This is a genomic window from Caballeronia sp. LjRoot31 (assembly GCF_964253885.1).
Taxonomy (GTDB): Bacteria; Pseudomonadota; Gammaproteobacteria; order Burkholderiales; family Burkholderiaceae; genus Caballeronia.
Genome location: NZ_CAXURX020000003.1, coordinates 1,085,921 through 1,102,663, shown reverse-complemented (window position 1 = coordinate 1,102,663; position 16,743 = coordinate 1,085,921). Strand labels below are relative to the sequence as shown.

Genomic DNA, 16,743 nt, shown 5'->3' with positions numbered 1-16,743 from the left:
GTAAAAATTGCATGGACGATTCCGACAAACGGCAAAAAAGTTGTTATGCACACATCCGTGTCGAATTAGCGGATTACGAGAGATGAGGAAAAATTGGGAAACTCCGGAATATTGGCGGCAGAAAATTCCGTGTTTTGGGCATTGGCGCCATCAATCTGGATAATCCCTTTGTCCAGACGAACTACTGAAGAACGACTGAAGTCTGTGAAAGGCCCATTATTTGGGCTCGGCGCCGGCTCTCTGGCCGACTGAATTTCGCATTCCGCAGCCATTTCGGCTTTTCCGGTTTGGAAAGCTTCAATAATTATTGGCGCGGCGTACAATTGATTCGCCATAATTCCAAAAGCGCATAGCGCCGCAGCGACTGTTTGTTACGGACGCGCTCATGGACTTAGAGAAGTCTTGTCACAACAATGCAATGCGACGCGGCTCGGCGCTCTGGTTTTATTCTCACTCGTTAGCTCTAAATTTTGGATACGCTCATGGCAACCGGTACGGTCAAATGGTTCAACGATGCAAAAGGCTTCGGCTTCATCACACCCGATGACGGCGGCGAAGATCTGTTCGCACACTTTTCGGAAATCAAGGCAGAAGGCTTCAAAAGCCTTCAAGAAAACCAGAAGGTAACGTTTGAAGTAAAGCAGGGCCCCAAGGGCAAGCAGGCATCGAACATCGTGCCAGCCTGAGCTTGATCCGGCCGTCACGACGGCTGGTTTTCAACCGTTACGCGGATGAAAACGGGGTGCGGCCATCTTTGGCCGCACCCCGTAGTAACTTTGTTGCGCGCCAGCACGCGGTAGCGTGTCAGCCGCGATCGAGGTCCGAAGACCCCGGTCTCGCTTCTGTTCGTTCTATCTGCCGGTCCTGGCAAATGCATCGTCCCGCACCACCGGTTTCTCTCCATGCACCGCGCCTTGTTTGAAGGCGGGCACGGCTGCATCCGCGGTGGAATGCGACAGACTGAATCGCTCCTCGGGCGCGGTCCCGTTCAAATGGTAATTACCAACCGCAGCCTCACGCTGGATCGCCGGATTGTGCGAAGCAATCACGCGCGCATTGCGCCAGTGGCGATCGAGCCGGCGTGCCTCGCTCGTCGCTGACGCCCCGCCCACTTCGAACAACAGCGTGGCTGCCTCGAGCACTTGCTCGAGCACGATCTGCTGGGCCTGGTAAGCCTGGATATCGACGGCAATGTAGTCCGCTGTCGTTGCCACCCCCGCGTTGCGCGCCCGATGCACCCGGTCGAGCGCCGCCGCTACCGACTCAACCAGCGCTTCAGCCGAATACGCGAGACTCGCGAGGCGCCCCACTACGCGATGCACCAGCGGATTGTCGCGCGGGCTCGACTGCCCCGCTACACCAAACGTGCGGGTACGGCCCTGAACGAAGGCGACGCCATCGCGCAATACCGCGCGTGCAATACCCGCGAGCGTCGCCAGGTGCACGGTCTGGTAGAAAGCGGTCAGCAAGGAATTACGGCGGGGCTCTGACGCCTTGTAGCGCGACAGGATCTGATCGACCGGAACGCGTACGTTATCGAAACGTGTTGTACCGCTGGCGGTCAGACGCTGGCCGAAACCGTCCCAGTCATCGGTGCGCGCCACACCTGGTGCATCGCTTCGAACCAGCACGTGAAGATCGGTCTGCGCATCGTGCGCGGCTACGTTGATCCATTCCGAATAGAGCGTACCCGTGCTGTAGTACTTCTCGCCGTTTAGCAGAACAAAGCCCGCATCCGCGTCGGGTGTGACAGTCACGCTGTTGTGCGTGGAGCCGGTGCGCTCCGACGTAGCCGCCCCGATAGTCTCGCCTTTCGCGATACGACCTAGCCAGCGCTCACGTGTTGCGTCATCGCCGGTTTCCAGTTGCTGCTCGATGAAACCCGAGTGCGCGCGAATGATCTGCGGCAGGTTCGAATCGGCTTCGCCCAAACGCGTCAGGAGACGGAAATACTGCGGCAATGAAACACCACTGCCGCCATATTCGCGTGGTACCCGCAAGGCGGTAAAGCCGCTGTCTTTCAAACTTTGGACGGCATCGCGAGCGAGTTCACGGCCTTGCTCGCGTTCTATGGTGCCTTTACCGATCTGCTCGAATATCTCCGCGAAACGCGCGTAAAGCGCAGCGTCCGCCGGTGCTGACGTCGTCATTCACTTCTCCACAATTTGAACAGGTGCGAACTGATGAGGATAAGTGTCACGCCAAGCTGCCGGCAACGAACGATAGGTGCTAACCATATGTAGATGTCGGGTTTTGTGGGCGTCGCCCGGGGGGGGTTAGGGTTTGTGGGTGGGTCGATGTCGGGGTGTTGGGTTCTGGGGTTAGCGGTCGGGGTTAGCGGTCGGGGTTAGCGGTCGGGGTTAGCGGTCGGGGTTAGTGCCGGGGTTAGTGCCGGGTTGGTCGGTTCCGGGGTTAGCGGTCGATGTCAATGCCGGGTTGCTGCTTTCGGCCTTAGTGGTCTGCGAGAGTCGGATATTCTCTTTATCACTATTAGCCACTGTGCGTGGCGGCACGTCATTTCTTTGTCCAAAGCGACAAAGAAACGAAGCAAAGAAAACGCTTTCAACCACGCTACCCTAAGTGTCCACAGCGTGCAGTTTTCATTCATGGGTGCCCCAAAAGCACGGTGCTCGCCAGAGCCACCGATGTGTGAACCCCTCCTTCTCCGAACACCGATACCCACACGCTTCGCCACCAGTGACTGAATCTGCCCAAGGGGCACCCCGCGCTATCCGCGGACGACCAACCACCAAATGTGTACGCGCCTCGAACCACGTCGCCAACCCTGCTGAAAACGAGGTCGCGAAAATAAGCGCGTGGTCCACGCAGTTAACCCGCCAAGAAATGAAGTACCAATACGCGAGATGCCATTGCGGGCGGAAACAACTGTTCAGACCACGTAGCCAACGCACCAAAAAACGAAACCGAAAAGACGCGTGAGGCCGTGCTGGTTCCCGGGCAATTCGTGCTTGCCCGAGAGCGTACGGGGCGAAGCGTGTTCGTGTCAGGATTCGCGAGAAGGAGGGGTTCAAACATCCGGCGCTCTGGCGAGCACCGTGCTTTTGGGGCACCTATGAATAGAAACTGCACGCTGTGGACACTTAGGGTAGCGTGGTTTAAAAGCGCTTTCTTTGCTTCGTTTCTTTGTCGCTTTGGACAAAGAAATGACGTGCCGCCACGCACAGTGGCTAATAGTGATAAAGAGAATATCCGACTCTCGCAGACCGCTAACGCCGAAAGCACCAACCCGGCATAGACCCCGACCACTAACCCCGAAACCACCACCCCAACCACCAACCCCAGAACCGACCACCCCCGGCATAACCCCCGACCACCAACCCCAAAACCCACCCCCCCGTCCACCGGCGCGAGCGAAATCTCCTTATCGTATATCGATCGGCGGATTTATTCGTCGCTTTGCGCGGCTGTCCGATCAAGAATCCAAAGTCAGCTAATAAGCGCTAGAGCAAGATGACCCAACTTCCCAATACTCCCCCCCGACAACTTCACCTCAACGTCAATATCCTGCATTCGGGTTTCGTTCCGTCCGCTTGGCGCCTGGCCGACGCCGATCCCCAAGCGTTCATCGACGTCCGTCACTACGTGCGGGTCGCGCAAATCGCAGAAGCAGCCGGCTTCGATGCCGTGTTTCTCGCCGACAACGCCTCCATCGCCGACCAGATCGACTTTCGCCCGATCACCGCGCTCGAGCCGACCATCCTGCTCGCCAGCATCGCGGCAGCAACCTCGCATATCGGCGTGATCGGCACCGCGTCCACCAGTTACAACGAACCGTACAACATCGCGCGCCGCTTCGCCACGCTCGACCATGTCAGCGGCGGTCGCGCCGGCTGGAACGTCGTGACGACCGCGGACCTGGGCTCGGCACGCAATTTCGGCCGCGACGCAGTGCCCGATCACGCCGAGCGCTACGCACGCGCCGCGGAATTCACCAGCGTCGTCAAGGCGCTCTGGGACAGTTGGGAAGACGGCGCGATCATCGGCGATAAAACGAGCGGACTATTCGTCGATACCGCCAAGGTTCATCCCGTCTCGCATCGAGGCACGCATTTCTCGGTGCAAGGTCCGTTGAATGTGCCGCGTTCGCCGCAAGGACATCCGGTGCTGGTGCAAGCCGGCGCTTCCGGCGATGGCCGCGAGCTTGCGGCGCGGCATGCGGAGGCGGTGTTCTCGGCCTCGCAATCGTTCGACGAATCATTAGCCTACGGACGCGATCTGAAGGCGCGCGCAGCAGCCTTTGGACGGGGTCCCGACGCCGTGAAGGTACTGGCGGGACTGACCACGATCATCGGCGCAACGGAGGCCGAAGCGTTGCGTCGCCGCGATGAACTGGTGGACCTGATTCCATGGAGTTATAGCCTCACCCGGCTGGCCGGTGTCCTGGGCGTAACGCCAGACCGTCTCAAGCTGGATGAACAACTACCGGACAACCTGTCCTTGCCCGGCCAGGGCAACGGCAACCACACGTTCTTTCACGCCACGCTGGCGCAAGCCCGGCAGCACGGCTACACCGTGCGCCAACTCATTCGGGCGCTTGCCGGAGGCGGGGGTCATCGTGTCATCGTGGGCACGCCCGAGCAAATCGCCGATGACATCGAACGCTGGTTCAGAGCCGGGGCTGCCGACGGCTTCAACCTCATGCCCGATACATTGCCGGGTGGATTGCAGGACTTCGTCGATGGCGTCGTTCCAATCCTTCGCCAGCGCGGCATCTTTCGCACCGCCTACGAAGGCACGACGCTGCGCGAGCATCTCGGTCTGGCGCGTCCGGAGAACCAGCACTTATGGCGCAAAAGCGCCTGAGCATGCAGCCGCACCAAGCGAATTCACGCACGACGGCGTCCCCTTTCACGAAGCATCCCGATCCCACACTCCATGGCCAAGCGAACCGGACAACTGCGCCTAGGCGCTTTTCTTTATCCCGCAGGACATCACATTGCCGCGTGGCGGCACCCGGATGCCCAGGCGGACGCCGGCGTTAATTTCCGGCACTACGTGCAGCTTGCCCAAGCGGCGCAAGCAGCGAAATTCGATCTTCTGTTTCTCGCCGATGGCGTCGGCACCCGAGGCGATAACCTGGACTTCCTGAGCCGCACCGCTCACAGCTACATCGCGCAGTTCGAGCCCATCACGTTGCTGTCGGCACTGGCTGCCGTGACAGAGAACATCGGTCTGGTCGGCACGGCGTCGACCAGCTTCAACGAGCCGTATCACATCGCCCGCAAATTTGCATCGCTCGACCATATCAGCGGCGGCCGCGCGGGATGGAACCTCGTTACTTCGTCGAATGAGCATGAAGCGAAGAACTTCAATCGCGACAAGCATTTCGATCATGGCGAGCGCTATGATCGGGCGACCGAGTTTGCAGAAGTCGTCGACCGGCTTTGGGATAGTTGGGAGGACGATGCATTCTTGCGCGACAAGGAGCAAGGCCGTTTCTTTAATCCCGCCAAGCGTCACGTCCTCGATCACAAGGGACGATTTTTCCAGGTCAAGGGGCCGTTGAACGTTGCTCGCTCGCCGCAAGGTCAGCCGGTGGTCGTGCAGGCAGGATCATCGGAAGCTGGCCGGGCGCTGGCCGCCCGTACGGCCGAGGTTATCTTCACGGCGCAGCAAACCCTTCAGGACGCGATCGATTTTTATGCCGATGTCAAAGGCCGCCTCGAACAACATGGGCGTCATCCGGATGAGCTGAAGATCATGCCGGGAGTGATGCCCATTGTCGGGCGCACCGAAAGCGAGGCGCGCGAGAAGTTCGAGCATCTGCAATCGCTGATCGACCCCGCAGTGGGCCTTGCGCTGGTCTCGGGCCTTACCGGTGGTTTCGACTTGTCGGCTTACCCGCTCGATGGCCCGATTCCCGAGCTGCCGGAAACGAACGCGAGCAAGAGCCGTCAACTGCTCACGCTTGAATTGGCACGGCGCGAAAACCTGACAATTCGCCAGCTTTATCTGCGCGTGGCGGGCGCACGCGGACATTGGCAAGTGGTCGGAACGCCTGAGCAGATCGCTGATCAACTGGAAGAACGCTTCGTCCAATATGGGGCCGACGGCTACAACGTCATGCCCGCGGTTCTGCCGGGCAGCCTGACTGATTTCATCGAACTGGTGCTGCCGGAGTTGCGCCGCCGTGGGCTGTTTCGGACGGAGTATGAAGGCCGGACGCTGCGAGCTAATCTTGGCCTTGCGCGGCCTGCCAACCAGTACTCCGCCGAAAAGGCAGGCGCGGTGGCGGCCTGAGAGGACAGGGTCGGGCGGAGTTCAACATGAACACTGGCCGGCCGCAGCCACCAGCTCTTTAAAGCGCGGAGCCGTCAGTACATCTCGTGCTCCGGCAACTGGCCTTCGGTCCTGATCTTGTCATCAAGGTATGAACGCCGAAACGCCGGCGTCGATGACATCAAAAGCTTCGTGTACGCATGCTCAGGTGCCGCGAACACGCGTTCGGCCTCGCCTTCTTCGACAATGCGGCCATCCTTGAAGACCAGCACCCGATCACTGATATGACGCACGACGTCGAGATCGTGCGAGATGAACAGCAACGACGTATGCAGCCGTCCCTGCAACTCCGCCAACAAGTCGAGCACCTGTGCCTGGACGTAAACATCGAGGGCGGACACGGGCTCGTCGCAGACAATCAGTGCGGGCTCCGGAGCAAGCGCACGCGCGATTGCCACGCGCTGCCTCTGGCCACCTGAGAGCGACGTTGGACGACGGTCGAGAAACTCTGCACCGAGTCCGACCTGTTCAAGCAGCTCGACGCTTTTCGCAAGCAACGCCGGCTTCAACAAGCGCTTCGACCACAACGCTTCTTCAAGCAACTGGCCCACTGTATGACGCGGGTCGAACGAACTGAGCGGATCTTGCGGAATGTACTGAAGGCGTGGCCGCAAGTCACGGCGCGAGCGCTCGGAGACTCCGTTGCCGTTCCAGCGCGTATCGAGAAATTCGACGTTACCGGCATCCGGCTCGACCAGTCCCAGAACAATGTTCGCACAGGTGCTTTTTCCGGAACCGGACTCGCCGACAATACCTAGCACCTCCCCTTCATGCACGGCGAACGAGATGTCCTGCAGCGCAGTAAAAGTCTCGCCGCGATGTGTGCCACGCCGCGAATAATGCTTGCCGATACCTTCAGCGCGCAGCACGACCTTTTGCGAGCGAGCACGTCGCGGCGGCAAGGGCTCGCGCACGACCAGCGGCGCGTTGGCGGCGGTGTCCCCTTTGGCTTCGCCGTGAGCCGTCACTGTCGTCACGAACCGCGCGGAACTTAGCCGATACCCTCGCGACTGCGCCGACGGTTGTGCGGCCAGCAACTGCCGCGTATATGGATGCGAAGGATTGTTCAGCACGCTCTCGGTAGTTCCGCTGTCGACCACTTCACCGTTGTGCATCACGAGGACACGATCAGCCACACCGGCGACCACCGCCAGATCGTGGCTGATCAGCAGCACACCCACGCCCTGTTCGAGACGCGCCGCAAGAACCGCGAGGACCTGCGCCTGAACGGTCACATCCAGCGCCGTAGTCGGTTCGTCGGCGATCACGAGCGCGGGTCCTGCTGCTATGGCCGAGGCAATCAGCGCACGCTGCCGCAAACCGCCGGACAACTCGTGCGCATACTGATTCGCGCGATGTTCCGGTTCGGCAATACCAACGTCCTGCATCACCGCGTGAACCCGCTCCCGGCGTTCGCGGCGCGACCGTGCGAGCCGATGATGCACCAGCACCTCGCCTATCTCCGCACCCACCGTGCGCAGCGGATCAAGCGAAACGAGCGCGTCCTGCATCACCAGTCCCGCGAAGGTGCCACGCAGCGAGCGCCAATCGTGCTCGCTGAAGCGCAGCGCCTGGCGTCCATCGATGTCGAACTGGCTGGCATCGATCAATGCATGCGGTCCCGCCAGACCAAGCAGCGAACGCGCCGTCAGACTCTTGCCCGAACCCGACTCGCCCACCAGCGCCACACACTCGCCGGCATGGATGGAGAGATCGACGCCACGCACAAGCGGTTCGCCCCCGTTCGCGCCGGGAAAACGGATGGTCAGGCCGCGGATATCGACTAGTTTTTTCAGCTGATGCACGGTGGCTGTCATCGCGTTCGTCCCTCGACCTTGCGTTGCAAAAACTTGCCGATCACAGAAAACGCTATAACAGTCAGCGTAATCGCGAGCCCGGGGAATACGCTCGGCCACCACGCGACCCGCAACACGTCGCGGCCCTCGGCGAGCATGACGCCCCATTCGGGTGTCGGCGGCTGCGGCCCAAGCCCCAGGAAACTCAAACCGGATACCGCGATGATCGCGCTGCCAATGTCGATGGTCGCGATCACCGGCACGACAACCAGCACGTTGGGCAGCACGTGACGCAAGAACACGCGGCTACGCGAGAGCCCATAGCTCACAGCGTGCGTGACATAGTCGGCACGCCGTACCACGAGTGTCTGGCTGCGCAGCACCCGCCCGAATTTCGGAATGCCCGCGATGCCTACCGCAATCGCGATATTGACAATGCCCTGTCCGAGGAACGTGACGACGAACAGCGACAACAGGATGGGCGGAAAGGCCGAAAGCACGTCGAACACGCGCGAAGCGGATTCATCGGTGAGACGTTTTCCGAGGCCAGCCGTCATGCCGATTACGAGTCCGATTGCCAGGCTCACGAGCATGCTTGCAAGTCCGATCAGCAGCGAATAACGCGCCCCGTAGATCACCCGCGAGAAAACATCGCGGCCAATGCGGTCGGTGCCGAACCAGTGCTGCACGCCGGGCGGCTGCAGTGTCTGCGCGATGTCGCTTGTGAGCGGATCGAAGTGCGTGACGAGCGGTGGATAAGCAATGGCAACGGCTAGCGCCAGCAAGAAGATGCCAGCAAGCAATACGCTTGGGGGAATGGCCTGTATCGACCACTCCGAAGGCCGCTTGGCGGGCGGGGCCGGATAAATGATCTCGCTCATTGGCTGCGCAACCTTGGGTCGATGAACAGATAGGCGACATCGAGCAGCGTCGAGATCACCACGTGGACGAAGGCCGCGAGCAGCACCACGGCGAGTACGACCGGCACGTCCTGCGCGGTGACCGCATTGAGCGTCACGCTGCCAATGCCGGGCCGCCCGAACATTTTTTCGGTGATCACCGCGCCGCCGAGCAGGCTGCCAATGAGCCAGCCGCCCAGCGTCACGACCGGCAGTAACGCATGCCGGAGAACGTGCCGAAAGCGCAGTGCAAGCTCGCCCACGCCCCGCGCACGGATCGTGGTGACGAAGGGTTTTTCCAGCGCCGCCTCAAGCGCCTCGCGCATCACTTGCGACAGGATCCCCGCCGTCGGCAACGCCAGCGTAACCGCAGGCAGCACGAGCGAACGCCAGCCGCTTGCACCCGACACGGGGAAGAGGCGCAACTGGAATGAGAAGACGATCAGCAACAACATGCCGAGCCAGAATACCGGCGTGGACGTGAACGTAAGCTCGAGCACCGACGCGATACGAGTACCCCATGCACCCTGTCTCGATGCCGACCCGGCGGTCAGCGTGGCAATCAGGATCGCCAGCACGATGGCCAGCAGCCCGGCCGATCCCGCCAGCTCCGCTGTCGGCAAAAGCTGGCTACGCAGCACGGCAGAAACAGGCTGTTGCATCACGAACGACGTGCCCAGATCCGCATGACCCAGCCGCAACAGGAATTGCCCGTACTGCCAGGGAAGACTGCGATCGAGTCCCCATTGCGCCGCGATCGCTTCGCGCAAGCCGGGATACGCCAGATCCCCGGCAAGCACATCTTCGATACGTCCGGGCAACGCGTGAATAGCCACGAACGCGGCCGTGGCCGCAAGCCACAGCACGAGCACGCCGGTCAGCAAGCGCGTAACGATCTTTTGAAGCATCTTCAGCCTCCCTGCTTGGCCTGCCCGGTCTGCGTCTCGACCCACAGATCGTAAGAACTCGCCGGGCCGTCCAGTTCCGGTTCAAAGCCGATACCATGTACGTTCGACTTCGCGGCCAGGTGATAAGCCGGCGCGAAAAGCGGCACAATGAACGCCTGATCCACCGCACGCGTCTGGATCTTGGCGAGCAGCTTGCGGCGCTCCTCGCCCACGGGCAGGAGACGGGCACGGTTGATATCGTCGACCAGGGTTGTGTCGGGATTCTTGATGGCGTTGTAGAGGAAACCCTGGTCACCCAGCATGTCCCATAGCTCCATGGCGACATCCGACGGGTTGTCGGTGTTCGGATAGATGGTCCAGTTGCCGGTCGCCTTCTGGTTGGCAAAGTCACCTGCCGTGGTGATGCGCAAGCCGAGATCAAGCCCAATGTTCTGACGCAACTCGGACTGCACCGCGCGAATCAACACGTCGCGGCTGTCGCGTACGTAGGGCTGCGGATAGCCGACCTCAATGGAGAGCCGCTTACCCTCGCGCGTACGAAAACCGTCGCTGTCGCGCTGCGTCCAGCCGGCATCGTCGAGCAGCTTGTTAGCCTCGGCGACCTTGTTGCCCCACGATCCTTTGAGACTCGCGTCATAGTCCGCGTTGTCCGGTCCGATGTTCGAATAAGCGCGCCGCACGGTACCCAGATACACGCTCTTGACGATCCCGTCGAGATCGAAACCGTCGCGCAACGCACGGCGCACGCGTACATCGTTCGCTGGCGCAACGGTGTAATTGATGTTGAGCGTGAACGAGGTCGTCGCCGACGGGCCGGTCAGGTACTGGAATCCATCGACCTTGTCGAATACGGCGATATCGGTGGGCTGCACGCCTTCGATCAGATCGACTTGCCCCGAACTGAGCGCGCCGGTGCGTACGGCGGCTTCCGGCAGGAAGCGGTACGTGACGCGATCAAGATAGGCCGGGCCTTGATGCTGCGCGTTCCCGGGTCCCCACTGATAGTCCGGATTGCGTTCGAAAATCGCTGACTGGCCGCGCTGATATGACTTGAATACGAACGGTCCCGTCCCGACGATGCCGGGTCCGCCCCCGCACAGGTCCTTGTTCTCGGCGAGCGCCTTCGGCGAGATAAAACCGAGCTTCACGCTCGACAGCGATTCGAGTGTCGTCGAATCGGCCTGCTTCATGACGAGCTTGATCACCGTCGGCGACACCACCTCCGCATGGTCGAAATGCACCAGTAGCGAAGCCGATGCCGAGGTCGTGCTGACATTGTTCAGGATGTAGTCGAAGTTGGCCTTGACCGCTGCCGCGTTGAACGGAGTGCCATCGGTGAACTTGACGTCGTCGCGCAGAGTGAATGTGTAGCTTTTGCCGTCGTCCGCGACCGTCCATGACTTGGCCAGCCACGGCGCGTAGGTGCCGTCGGTTTTCTTGCTGATCAATGAATCGATGAAATTGCGGATCACCCAGAACGCGTTTTGTTGCGATGAACGATGGGGATCGAAGCACGCGGGTTCCGTCGTGACACCCCACGTGAGCGCGCCGCCCGAAACCGGTTTTGCTGACGTTTGTTGCTGAGGCAAAGCGGATTGGGATTTGCTGCAGCCACTCAGTACTAAACCGGCACTAAGGGTCGTCACGCCCACGAGCGCGAGAAGTCTTGCGTTCATCTAACCGGATTCCTGTCGAAGGTCGAGCGGCCCGTGGAAGGGTCCGCTGCGGTCATGCGGTCGCTTGAGGCGACTACGCGAAAATTGACCTTGCATCGTAGGCGGCGAGACAGGCGTGGCAAACGTAGCAATTATTCTATGTATAGAGGATGCGATTTCATATCGATCGGAAGGATTGGCTTACGCTGGGGTGTTCAGACCGAGCGTAGGGAAGCGGCAAACCGGACAGGAAAGTCGCGCACCCACTAAAATCCATACCGAAGACACGTTTTTTCAAGGTGAGCATCTGAGCGGGCATCAACAAGGTTTTATTCTGACGCGGCATTGGCGGGACACCGCCGATGGAACGGTGGTCGAATTCTGGCTGGCGACGGACGAGGGTCCCCGTCACCTGCGGTTGCGTCCACAGGATTCGGTCGCGTTCATTCCGGCTGAACAACGCGAGCGCGCCGAAACAGTCTTGCAACGAGAGAAGCAGGTGGAGCTCCGCCCGCTGGATCTCGTCGACTTTAATCATCGGCCGGTGCTGGGCCTGTATAGCAAGCAATATCGGCAATTGACGGGGTTGGAGAGGCGCCTGAAGCAAGGTGGCGTCGATGTGTACGAAGCCGATGTCTTTCCGCCCGACCGCTACATGATGGAGCGCTTTATCACGGCGCCGGTCGTGTTCACCGGCGAGTCTCACGGAGACGGTCCGCTTCTGAACAGCGAGTTGAGGCCCGTGCCTGGCTATAGGCCGAACTTGAAACTGGTTTCGCTCGACATAGAAACCAGCGCGAAAACGGAGCTCTATTCCATCGCGCTCGAAGGCTGCGGCGAGCGTCAGGTTTATATGCTGGGACCGCCTAACGGCGACAGCAACGGCATCGACTTCAAGCTTGAATACTGCGAAAGCCGCCCTCTCCTGCTGGAAAAACTCAACGAGTGGCTTGAGAAGCACGATCCCGATGCGATCATCGGCTGGAACCTGGTTCAGTTCGATCTGCGCGTATTGCAGGAACACTCGCAGCTTTACCAGGTTCCACTGCGGCTGGGTCGCGGCGGGAGCGTGATGGAATGGCGGCAGCATGGTCTCACTCAAAACCATTTCTTCGCAGGCGCGGCGGGACGATTGCTGATCGATGGCATTGAAGCGCTCAGGTCGGCAACATGGAGCTTCCCTTCGTTCAGTCTCGAGTATGTCGCGCAGAGCGTGCTGGGTGAAGGCAAGGCCATCGACAACCCGTACCAGCGGATGGATGAAATCCAGCGTCGTTTCGATGAAGACAAGCCTGCTCTCGCACGCTACAACCTGAAGGATTGCGAGCTCGTCACGCGGGTCTTTGCGAAGACTGAACTGCTCCACTTCCTGCTCGAGCGTGCAACGGTCACCGGCCTGCCGGCTGATCGCAGCGGTGGATCTGTGGCGGCTTTTACGCACTTGTATATGCCGCGGATGCATCGGCAAGGCTTCGTCGCGCCCAATCTCGGCGATGTTGCCGGTGCGGCAAGTCCAGGTGGATTCGTGATGAATTCGCGTCCGGGCCTTTACGACTCCGTTCTGGTTCTCGACTATAAAAGCCTTTACCCCTCGATCATTCGCACGTTCCTTATCGACCCCGTCGGGCTGGTGGACGGTTTGCGCCATCCCGACGATCTGCACTCGGTGCCCGGTTTTCTTGGCGCACGATTCTCGCGCACGCGTCATAGTCTGCCGGCCATTGTCGATCAGGTCTGGAAAGGTCGAGAGGAAGCCAAGCGCGAGCACAACCAGCCGCTGTCGCAAGCGTTGAAGATCATCATGAACGCGTTCTACGGCGTGCTGGGTTCCACCGGATGCCGCTTCTTCGACCCTCGGCTCGCCTCCTCGATCACCATGCGCGGTCATGAAATCATGCGTAAAACGCGTGAGTTGATTGAAGCCGAAGGATACGAAGTGATCTACGGTGATACGGATTCAACGTTCGTCTGGCTAAAGCACGCTCGAAGCGAGGAAGAAGCGGCGCGCATTGGCGGGCTGCTCGTCCAACGCGTGAATGCGTGGTGGCAGGATCATGTGCGAGAGCGCTTCGGCCTGGAGAGCGCGCTTGAACTGCAATTCGAGCGGCACTATCGCCGGTTTTTCATGCCGACGATTCGTGGCGCGGAAGAAGGCAGCAAGAAGCGTTACGCCGGTCTTAGCCTTCTGCCCGATGGTAGCGAAGAGGTCGTCTATAAGGGACTTGAAACCGTTCGCAGCGACTGGACTCCGCTCGCGCAGCGGTTTCAGCGAGAACTCTATTTGCGAATCTTCAAGGGCGAGCCATATCAGGACTATGTTCGCGACTACGTGCGGCGCACGCTGAGCGGCGAGTTCGACGAGTTGCTCGTATATAGAAAGCGCCTGCGCCGGCCATTGGATGCGTATGAGCGCAACGTGCCGCCGCATGTCCGCGCGGCTCGCCTGGCCGATGAGTTCAACCGAGAGCGCGGCCGGCCGTTGCAGTATCAACGCGGCGGCTGGATCAGCTATGTGATGACGAGCGCGGGACCGGAACCGCTTGAAACCTTGCAAGCTGCCATTGACTACGATCACTATATGACACGGCAGTTGCAGCCCATCGCCGACGCTATCTTGCCGCTTCTGCAAAGCGACTTCCAGACGCTGGTCTCCGGTCAGCACGAGTTGTTTTAGCCACGACGATATCCACAGAAACTGTTGGCAAGGCTGTGGACAAGTCTTGGGGAGGTCAGGCAAGGTGTTGATTTGGTTGGGGCTTGGGCTCTTGCTTCGTTATGAGCGATACGGGCCGGCCGGGCAAGAGCCGTATGCGTCGTCGCCACGGTGCCCTTACCCGCTTCCTGAACCCCAAGCGTCGTTGGCTTCGAGCGCGGCAATCGCAGGTGGAGCGATAGGGACGACCGGCATGACGGACGCATCGAAACCGGCAAAGAACTGCCGAGCCGCCGCGATGGTCGTAACTACCGGGCAGGTCTGGTTGGATAGGGGGCTTCGAGACTCGGAACGGTTCGGGGTGTTTGTATCTGCGTTGTCGGTGGATATACTCGTCGCACAAAAAATTGAAACACCGAAACGAATTGCGATATTAATTCCATTATTTATTGAGTCTCTGATGCTTTGCCAAATGACAATGCTTGATATAACCTCCTACCCTATTAAACCCTCGATTTAATCTAAGAGACTGTTGCAGAATTAAGTTTGCATATTTTTTAGCCGGGTCCAGCAAGTTAAAGCGCACGCGAGCGTGAGGAAGGCTTCGTGTATGTGCGCATATTTCTCGTAGCGCATCTTCAGGCGGCGATAGGAGTGCAGCCAAGCGATCGTACGCTCGACAGGCCAACGTGTTTTGCCTAGACCACTGCCATGGGGTGAGCGCAGTTTCGCGAGTTCAGGAGTGATGCCGCGTTTGCGAAAGCGTCGCCGATGTGGCTCAGAGCTATAGCCTCGGTCGCCCTGAACAATTTTGGGCTTACGCAAGGGCCGTCCTGGCTTGCCTCGAATTGGCGGAATGGCTTCGACCAGTGGGTCAAGCTGAGTGACGTCATGGCGGTTTGCGCCCGTCAGGATGACGCCGAGCGGGATGCCTTGCGCATCGACGATGATATGGTGTTTGCTGCCGAGTTTGCGCCGGTCCGTGGGGTTTGGGCCTGTTTTTTTCCCGCGTACAACGCGCGAATGGAGGAGCTGTCGACCAGTACTCTGGCCATATCGAGTTGGCCCCGACGGCGCAGTTCCGCCAGCATCGTTTCGTGCATGCGTTGCCATACGCCCGCTTTATGCCACTGGTCCAGGCGCCTCCAGCAAGTGGAGCCCGACCCGCAGCCCATTTCCTGCGGCAGCAAATTCCACGCGAGGCCTGCGCGCAGCACGAACACGATGCCTGTGAGCACGGCGCGATCAGGTATTGGCTTGCGTCCTGCATACCGGCGATTGCGCGGCGCAGCTTTGGGCAGCAACGGTTCGATGAGTGCCCATAATTGGTCGTCTATAAGTTCCTTAGCCATGGCTTCCTGTCAGGGAAAACAAGACAGAAGTTAACACCAGAGCCAAAAAGTTAACAGCCCCTTTTTGTAATTTCGCAACAGTCTCTAAGCGAGAACCGCCGGGTCTGATCACTGAGTCTTCACAGATTGAATTTGCCGATCATCCAGGCTGGTTATGCCTGGTGCAACGCGGTCCTGGCTGATCCAGGCGATGAACACGCCTATTGTTATTAAGCGTGTCGACAATCGCCAACATTCGTAATGTTTTCTTGAATACTCCAAATAAGGTCATTAAATATTCAATCATTTCAATAACAGCAACGGCAGTTGGTCAGTTTGTTGACTCAAGTTATTCACCCGCGCGCGGGGACACGTTCCAAATTAAAAACGCTAACCGTCACTACCATTGATAAAGCGCATCTGCATCGAATACCCAGCGAACCACCCCAGGCCGTATTCAACCGGATACGACCGATCTGCAAGCGGAGTTGACCTCATGGCCCAATGCATCAGACTGATCCTCGTTAACCTGCTGTTGCTGCTTGCGACCTCCTGCTCGACTTCGCAAATACCCCCGACCAACGGGGTCGACCCCGATCTGGAGGCAAAAGCGCGCGCAGCACTGCAGCAGTTGTATAGCACTACGCCCAATGCGAAGTTGCTCCAGTCCCGAGCGAAAGCGGTGCTCGTATTTCCGGAGATACTCAAGGCCGGTTTGATCGTCGGAGCCGAGGAAGGAAACGGCGTGATGTTCGGCGCGGATGGGAAAGTGATGGGCTACTACAACGCAACGTCGGTTTCGTATGGCCTGCAAGCCGGCGCACAATCGTTCCAGGAAGCCATGTTCCTCACGACCGATTCGGCCATCAAGTATCTGCAAACCAGCGGCGGCTGGTCGATTGGCGCAGGTCCAAGCGTTGTTGTCGTGGATTCCGGCACGGCCCGATCGTTGACATCGACTACGCTGCAATCGGACGTCTATGCGTTCATTTATGGCCAGCAAGGGCTGATGGCCGGGGTCGGCATTCAGGGCCAGAAAATTTCCAAGCTCAGTCCGTGAGCGGTTGGTCGTGCAGATGATTGGCGAGTAATCCTTATGGTTCATCGGGCGCGTTCCCGGCACCCCACCGGTACGCGGCCGTATACATCTGAAAATCGAAGGTGCCGAACCTCAGCGCCTTCTTGTCGGTGGTCGAGTGCA

12 protein-coding genes are annotated in these 16,743 nt (G+C 59.5%); 5 read left to right on the top strand and 7 right to left on the bottom strand.

Annotated elements, in window-relative coordinates:
- Positions 1–65: 65 nt before the first annotated feature.
- Positions 66–335: a hypothetical protein gene (locus ACSQ8V_RS33635; protein WP_213765982.1), complete on the bottom strand. Its 270-nt coding sequence runs from the start codon at positions 333–335 to the stop codon at positions 66–68.
- Between the two features lie 147 nt (positions 336–482).
- Here ACSQ8V_RS33635 and ACSQ8V_RS33630 point away from each other — a divergent pair, with 147 nt between their 5' ends.
- On the top strand, positions 483–686 hold the full coding sequence (locus ACSQ8V_RS33630) for a cold-shock protein (protein WP_031356584.1): 204 nt from the start codon (positions 483–485) through the stop codon (positions 684–686).
- Positions 687–851: 165 nt separating this feature from the next.
- On the opposite strand, the gene ACSQ8V_RS33625 is transcribed toward ACSQ8V_RS33630, so the two are convergent.
- Positions 852–2,150 carry an acyl-CoA dehydrogenase family protein gene (locus ACSQ8V_RS33625; RefSeq protein WP_436208698.1) on the bottom strand — a complete coding sequence of 433 codons (1,299 nt, stop codon included), beginning with the start codon at positions 2,148–2,150 and terminating at the stop codon, positions 852–854.
- 1,321 nt (positions 2,151–3,471) lie between these two features.
- Here ACSQ8V_RS33625 and ACSQ8V_RS33620 point away from each other — a divergent pair.
- The gene (locus ACSQ8V_RS33620) at positions 3,472–4,824 is read left to right on the top strand and encodes an LLM class flavin-dependent oxidoreductase (RefSeq protein WP_213765979.1); all 1,353 of its coding nucleotides are present in this window, start codon (positions 3,472–3,474) and stop codon (positions 4,822–4,824) included.
- 72 nt (positions 4,825–4,896) lie between these two features.
- Complete coding sequence (locus ACSQ8V_RS33615) at positions 4,897–6,261, top strand: LLM class flavin-dependent oxidoreductase (protein ID WP_436208697.1); 1,365 nt, start codon at positions 4,897–4,899, stop codon at positions 6,259–6,261.
- Between the two features lie 74 nt (positions 6,262–6,335).
- Here ACSQ8V_RS33615 and ACSQ8V_RS33610 read toward each other — a convergent pair whose 3' ends face one another.
- The 4 genes from ACSQ8V_RS33610 to ACSQ8V_RS33595 are packed head-to-tail and all read right to left on the bottom strand — an operon-like array spanning position 6,336 to position 11,579.
- Complete coding sequence (locus ACSQ8V_RS33610; protein WP_436208696.1) at positions 6,336–8,117, bottom strand: dipeptide ABC transporter ATP-binding protein; 1,782 nt, start codon at positions 8,115–8,117, stop codon at positions 6,336–6,338.
- Positions 8,114–8,977: an ABC transporter permease gene (locus ACSQ8V_RS33605; RefSeq protein ID WP_436208695.1), complete on the bottom strand. Its 864-nt coding sequence runs from the start codon at positions 8,975–8,977 to the stop codon at positions 8,114–8,116. The genes ACSQ8V_RS33610 and ACSQ8V_RS33605 overlap by 4 nt, the downstream gene beginning before the upstream one ends.
- The gene (locus ACSQ8V_RS33600; RefSeq protein ID WP_213765975.1) at positions 8,974–9,903 is read right to left on the bottom strand and encodes an ABC transporter permease; all 930 of its coding nucleotides are present in this window, start codon (positions 9,901–9,903) and stop codon (positions 8,974–8,976) included. The genes ACSQ8V_RS33605 and ACSQ8V_RS33600 overlap by 4 nt, the downstream gene beginning before the upstream one ends.
- A gap of 2 nt (positions 9,904–9,905) precedes the next feature.
- Positions 9,906–11,579: an ABC transporter substrate-binding protein gene (locus tag ACSQ8V_RS33595; protein WP_436208694.1), complete on the bottom strand. Its 1,674-nt coding sequence runs from the start codon at positions 11,577–11,579 to the stop codon at positions 9,906–9,908.
- Between the two features lie 286 nt (positions 11,580–11,865).
- Between ACSQ8V_RS33595 and ACSQ8V_RS33590 the strand changes: the two genes are divergently transcribed.
- On the top strand, positions 11,866–14,232 hold the full coding sequence (locus tag ACSQ8V_RS33590; RefSeq protein WP_436209238.1) for a DNA polymerase II: 2,367 nt from the start codon (positions 11,866–11,868) through the stop codon (positions 14,230–14,232).
- A 519-nt stretch (positions 14,233–14,751) separates the two neighbouring features.
- Here ACSQ8V_RS33590 and ACSQ8V_RS33585 read toward each other — a convergent pair.
- Positions 14,752–15,563 (bottom strand): IS5 family transposase gene (locus tag ACSQ8V_RS33585; RefSeq protein ID WP_436180705.1). Its coding sequence is split into 2 segments (ribosomal slippage): positions 14,752–15,215 and positions 15,215–15,563, totalling 813 coding nucleotides; the frame shifts between segments, so codons are not numbered across the junction.
- Between the two features lie 475 nt (positions 15,564–16,038).
- Between ACSQ8V_RS33585 and ACSQ8V_RS33580 the strand changes: the two genes are divergently transcribed.
- Positions 16,039–16,602: a YSC84-related protein gene (locus ACSQ8V_RS33580; RefSeq protein WP_213765972.1), complete on the top strand. Its 564-nt coding sequence runs from the start codon at positions 16,039–16,041 to the stop codon at positions 16,600–16,602.
- Positions 16,603–16,743 lie beyond the last annotated feature (141 nt).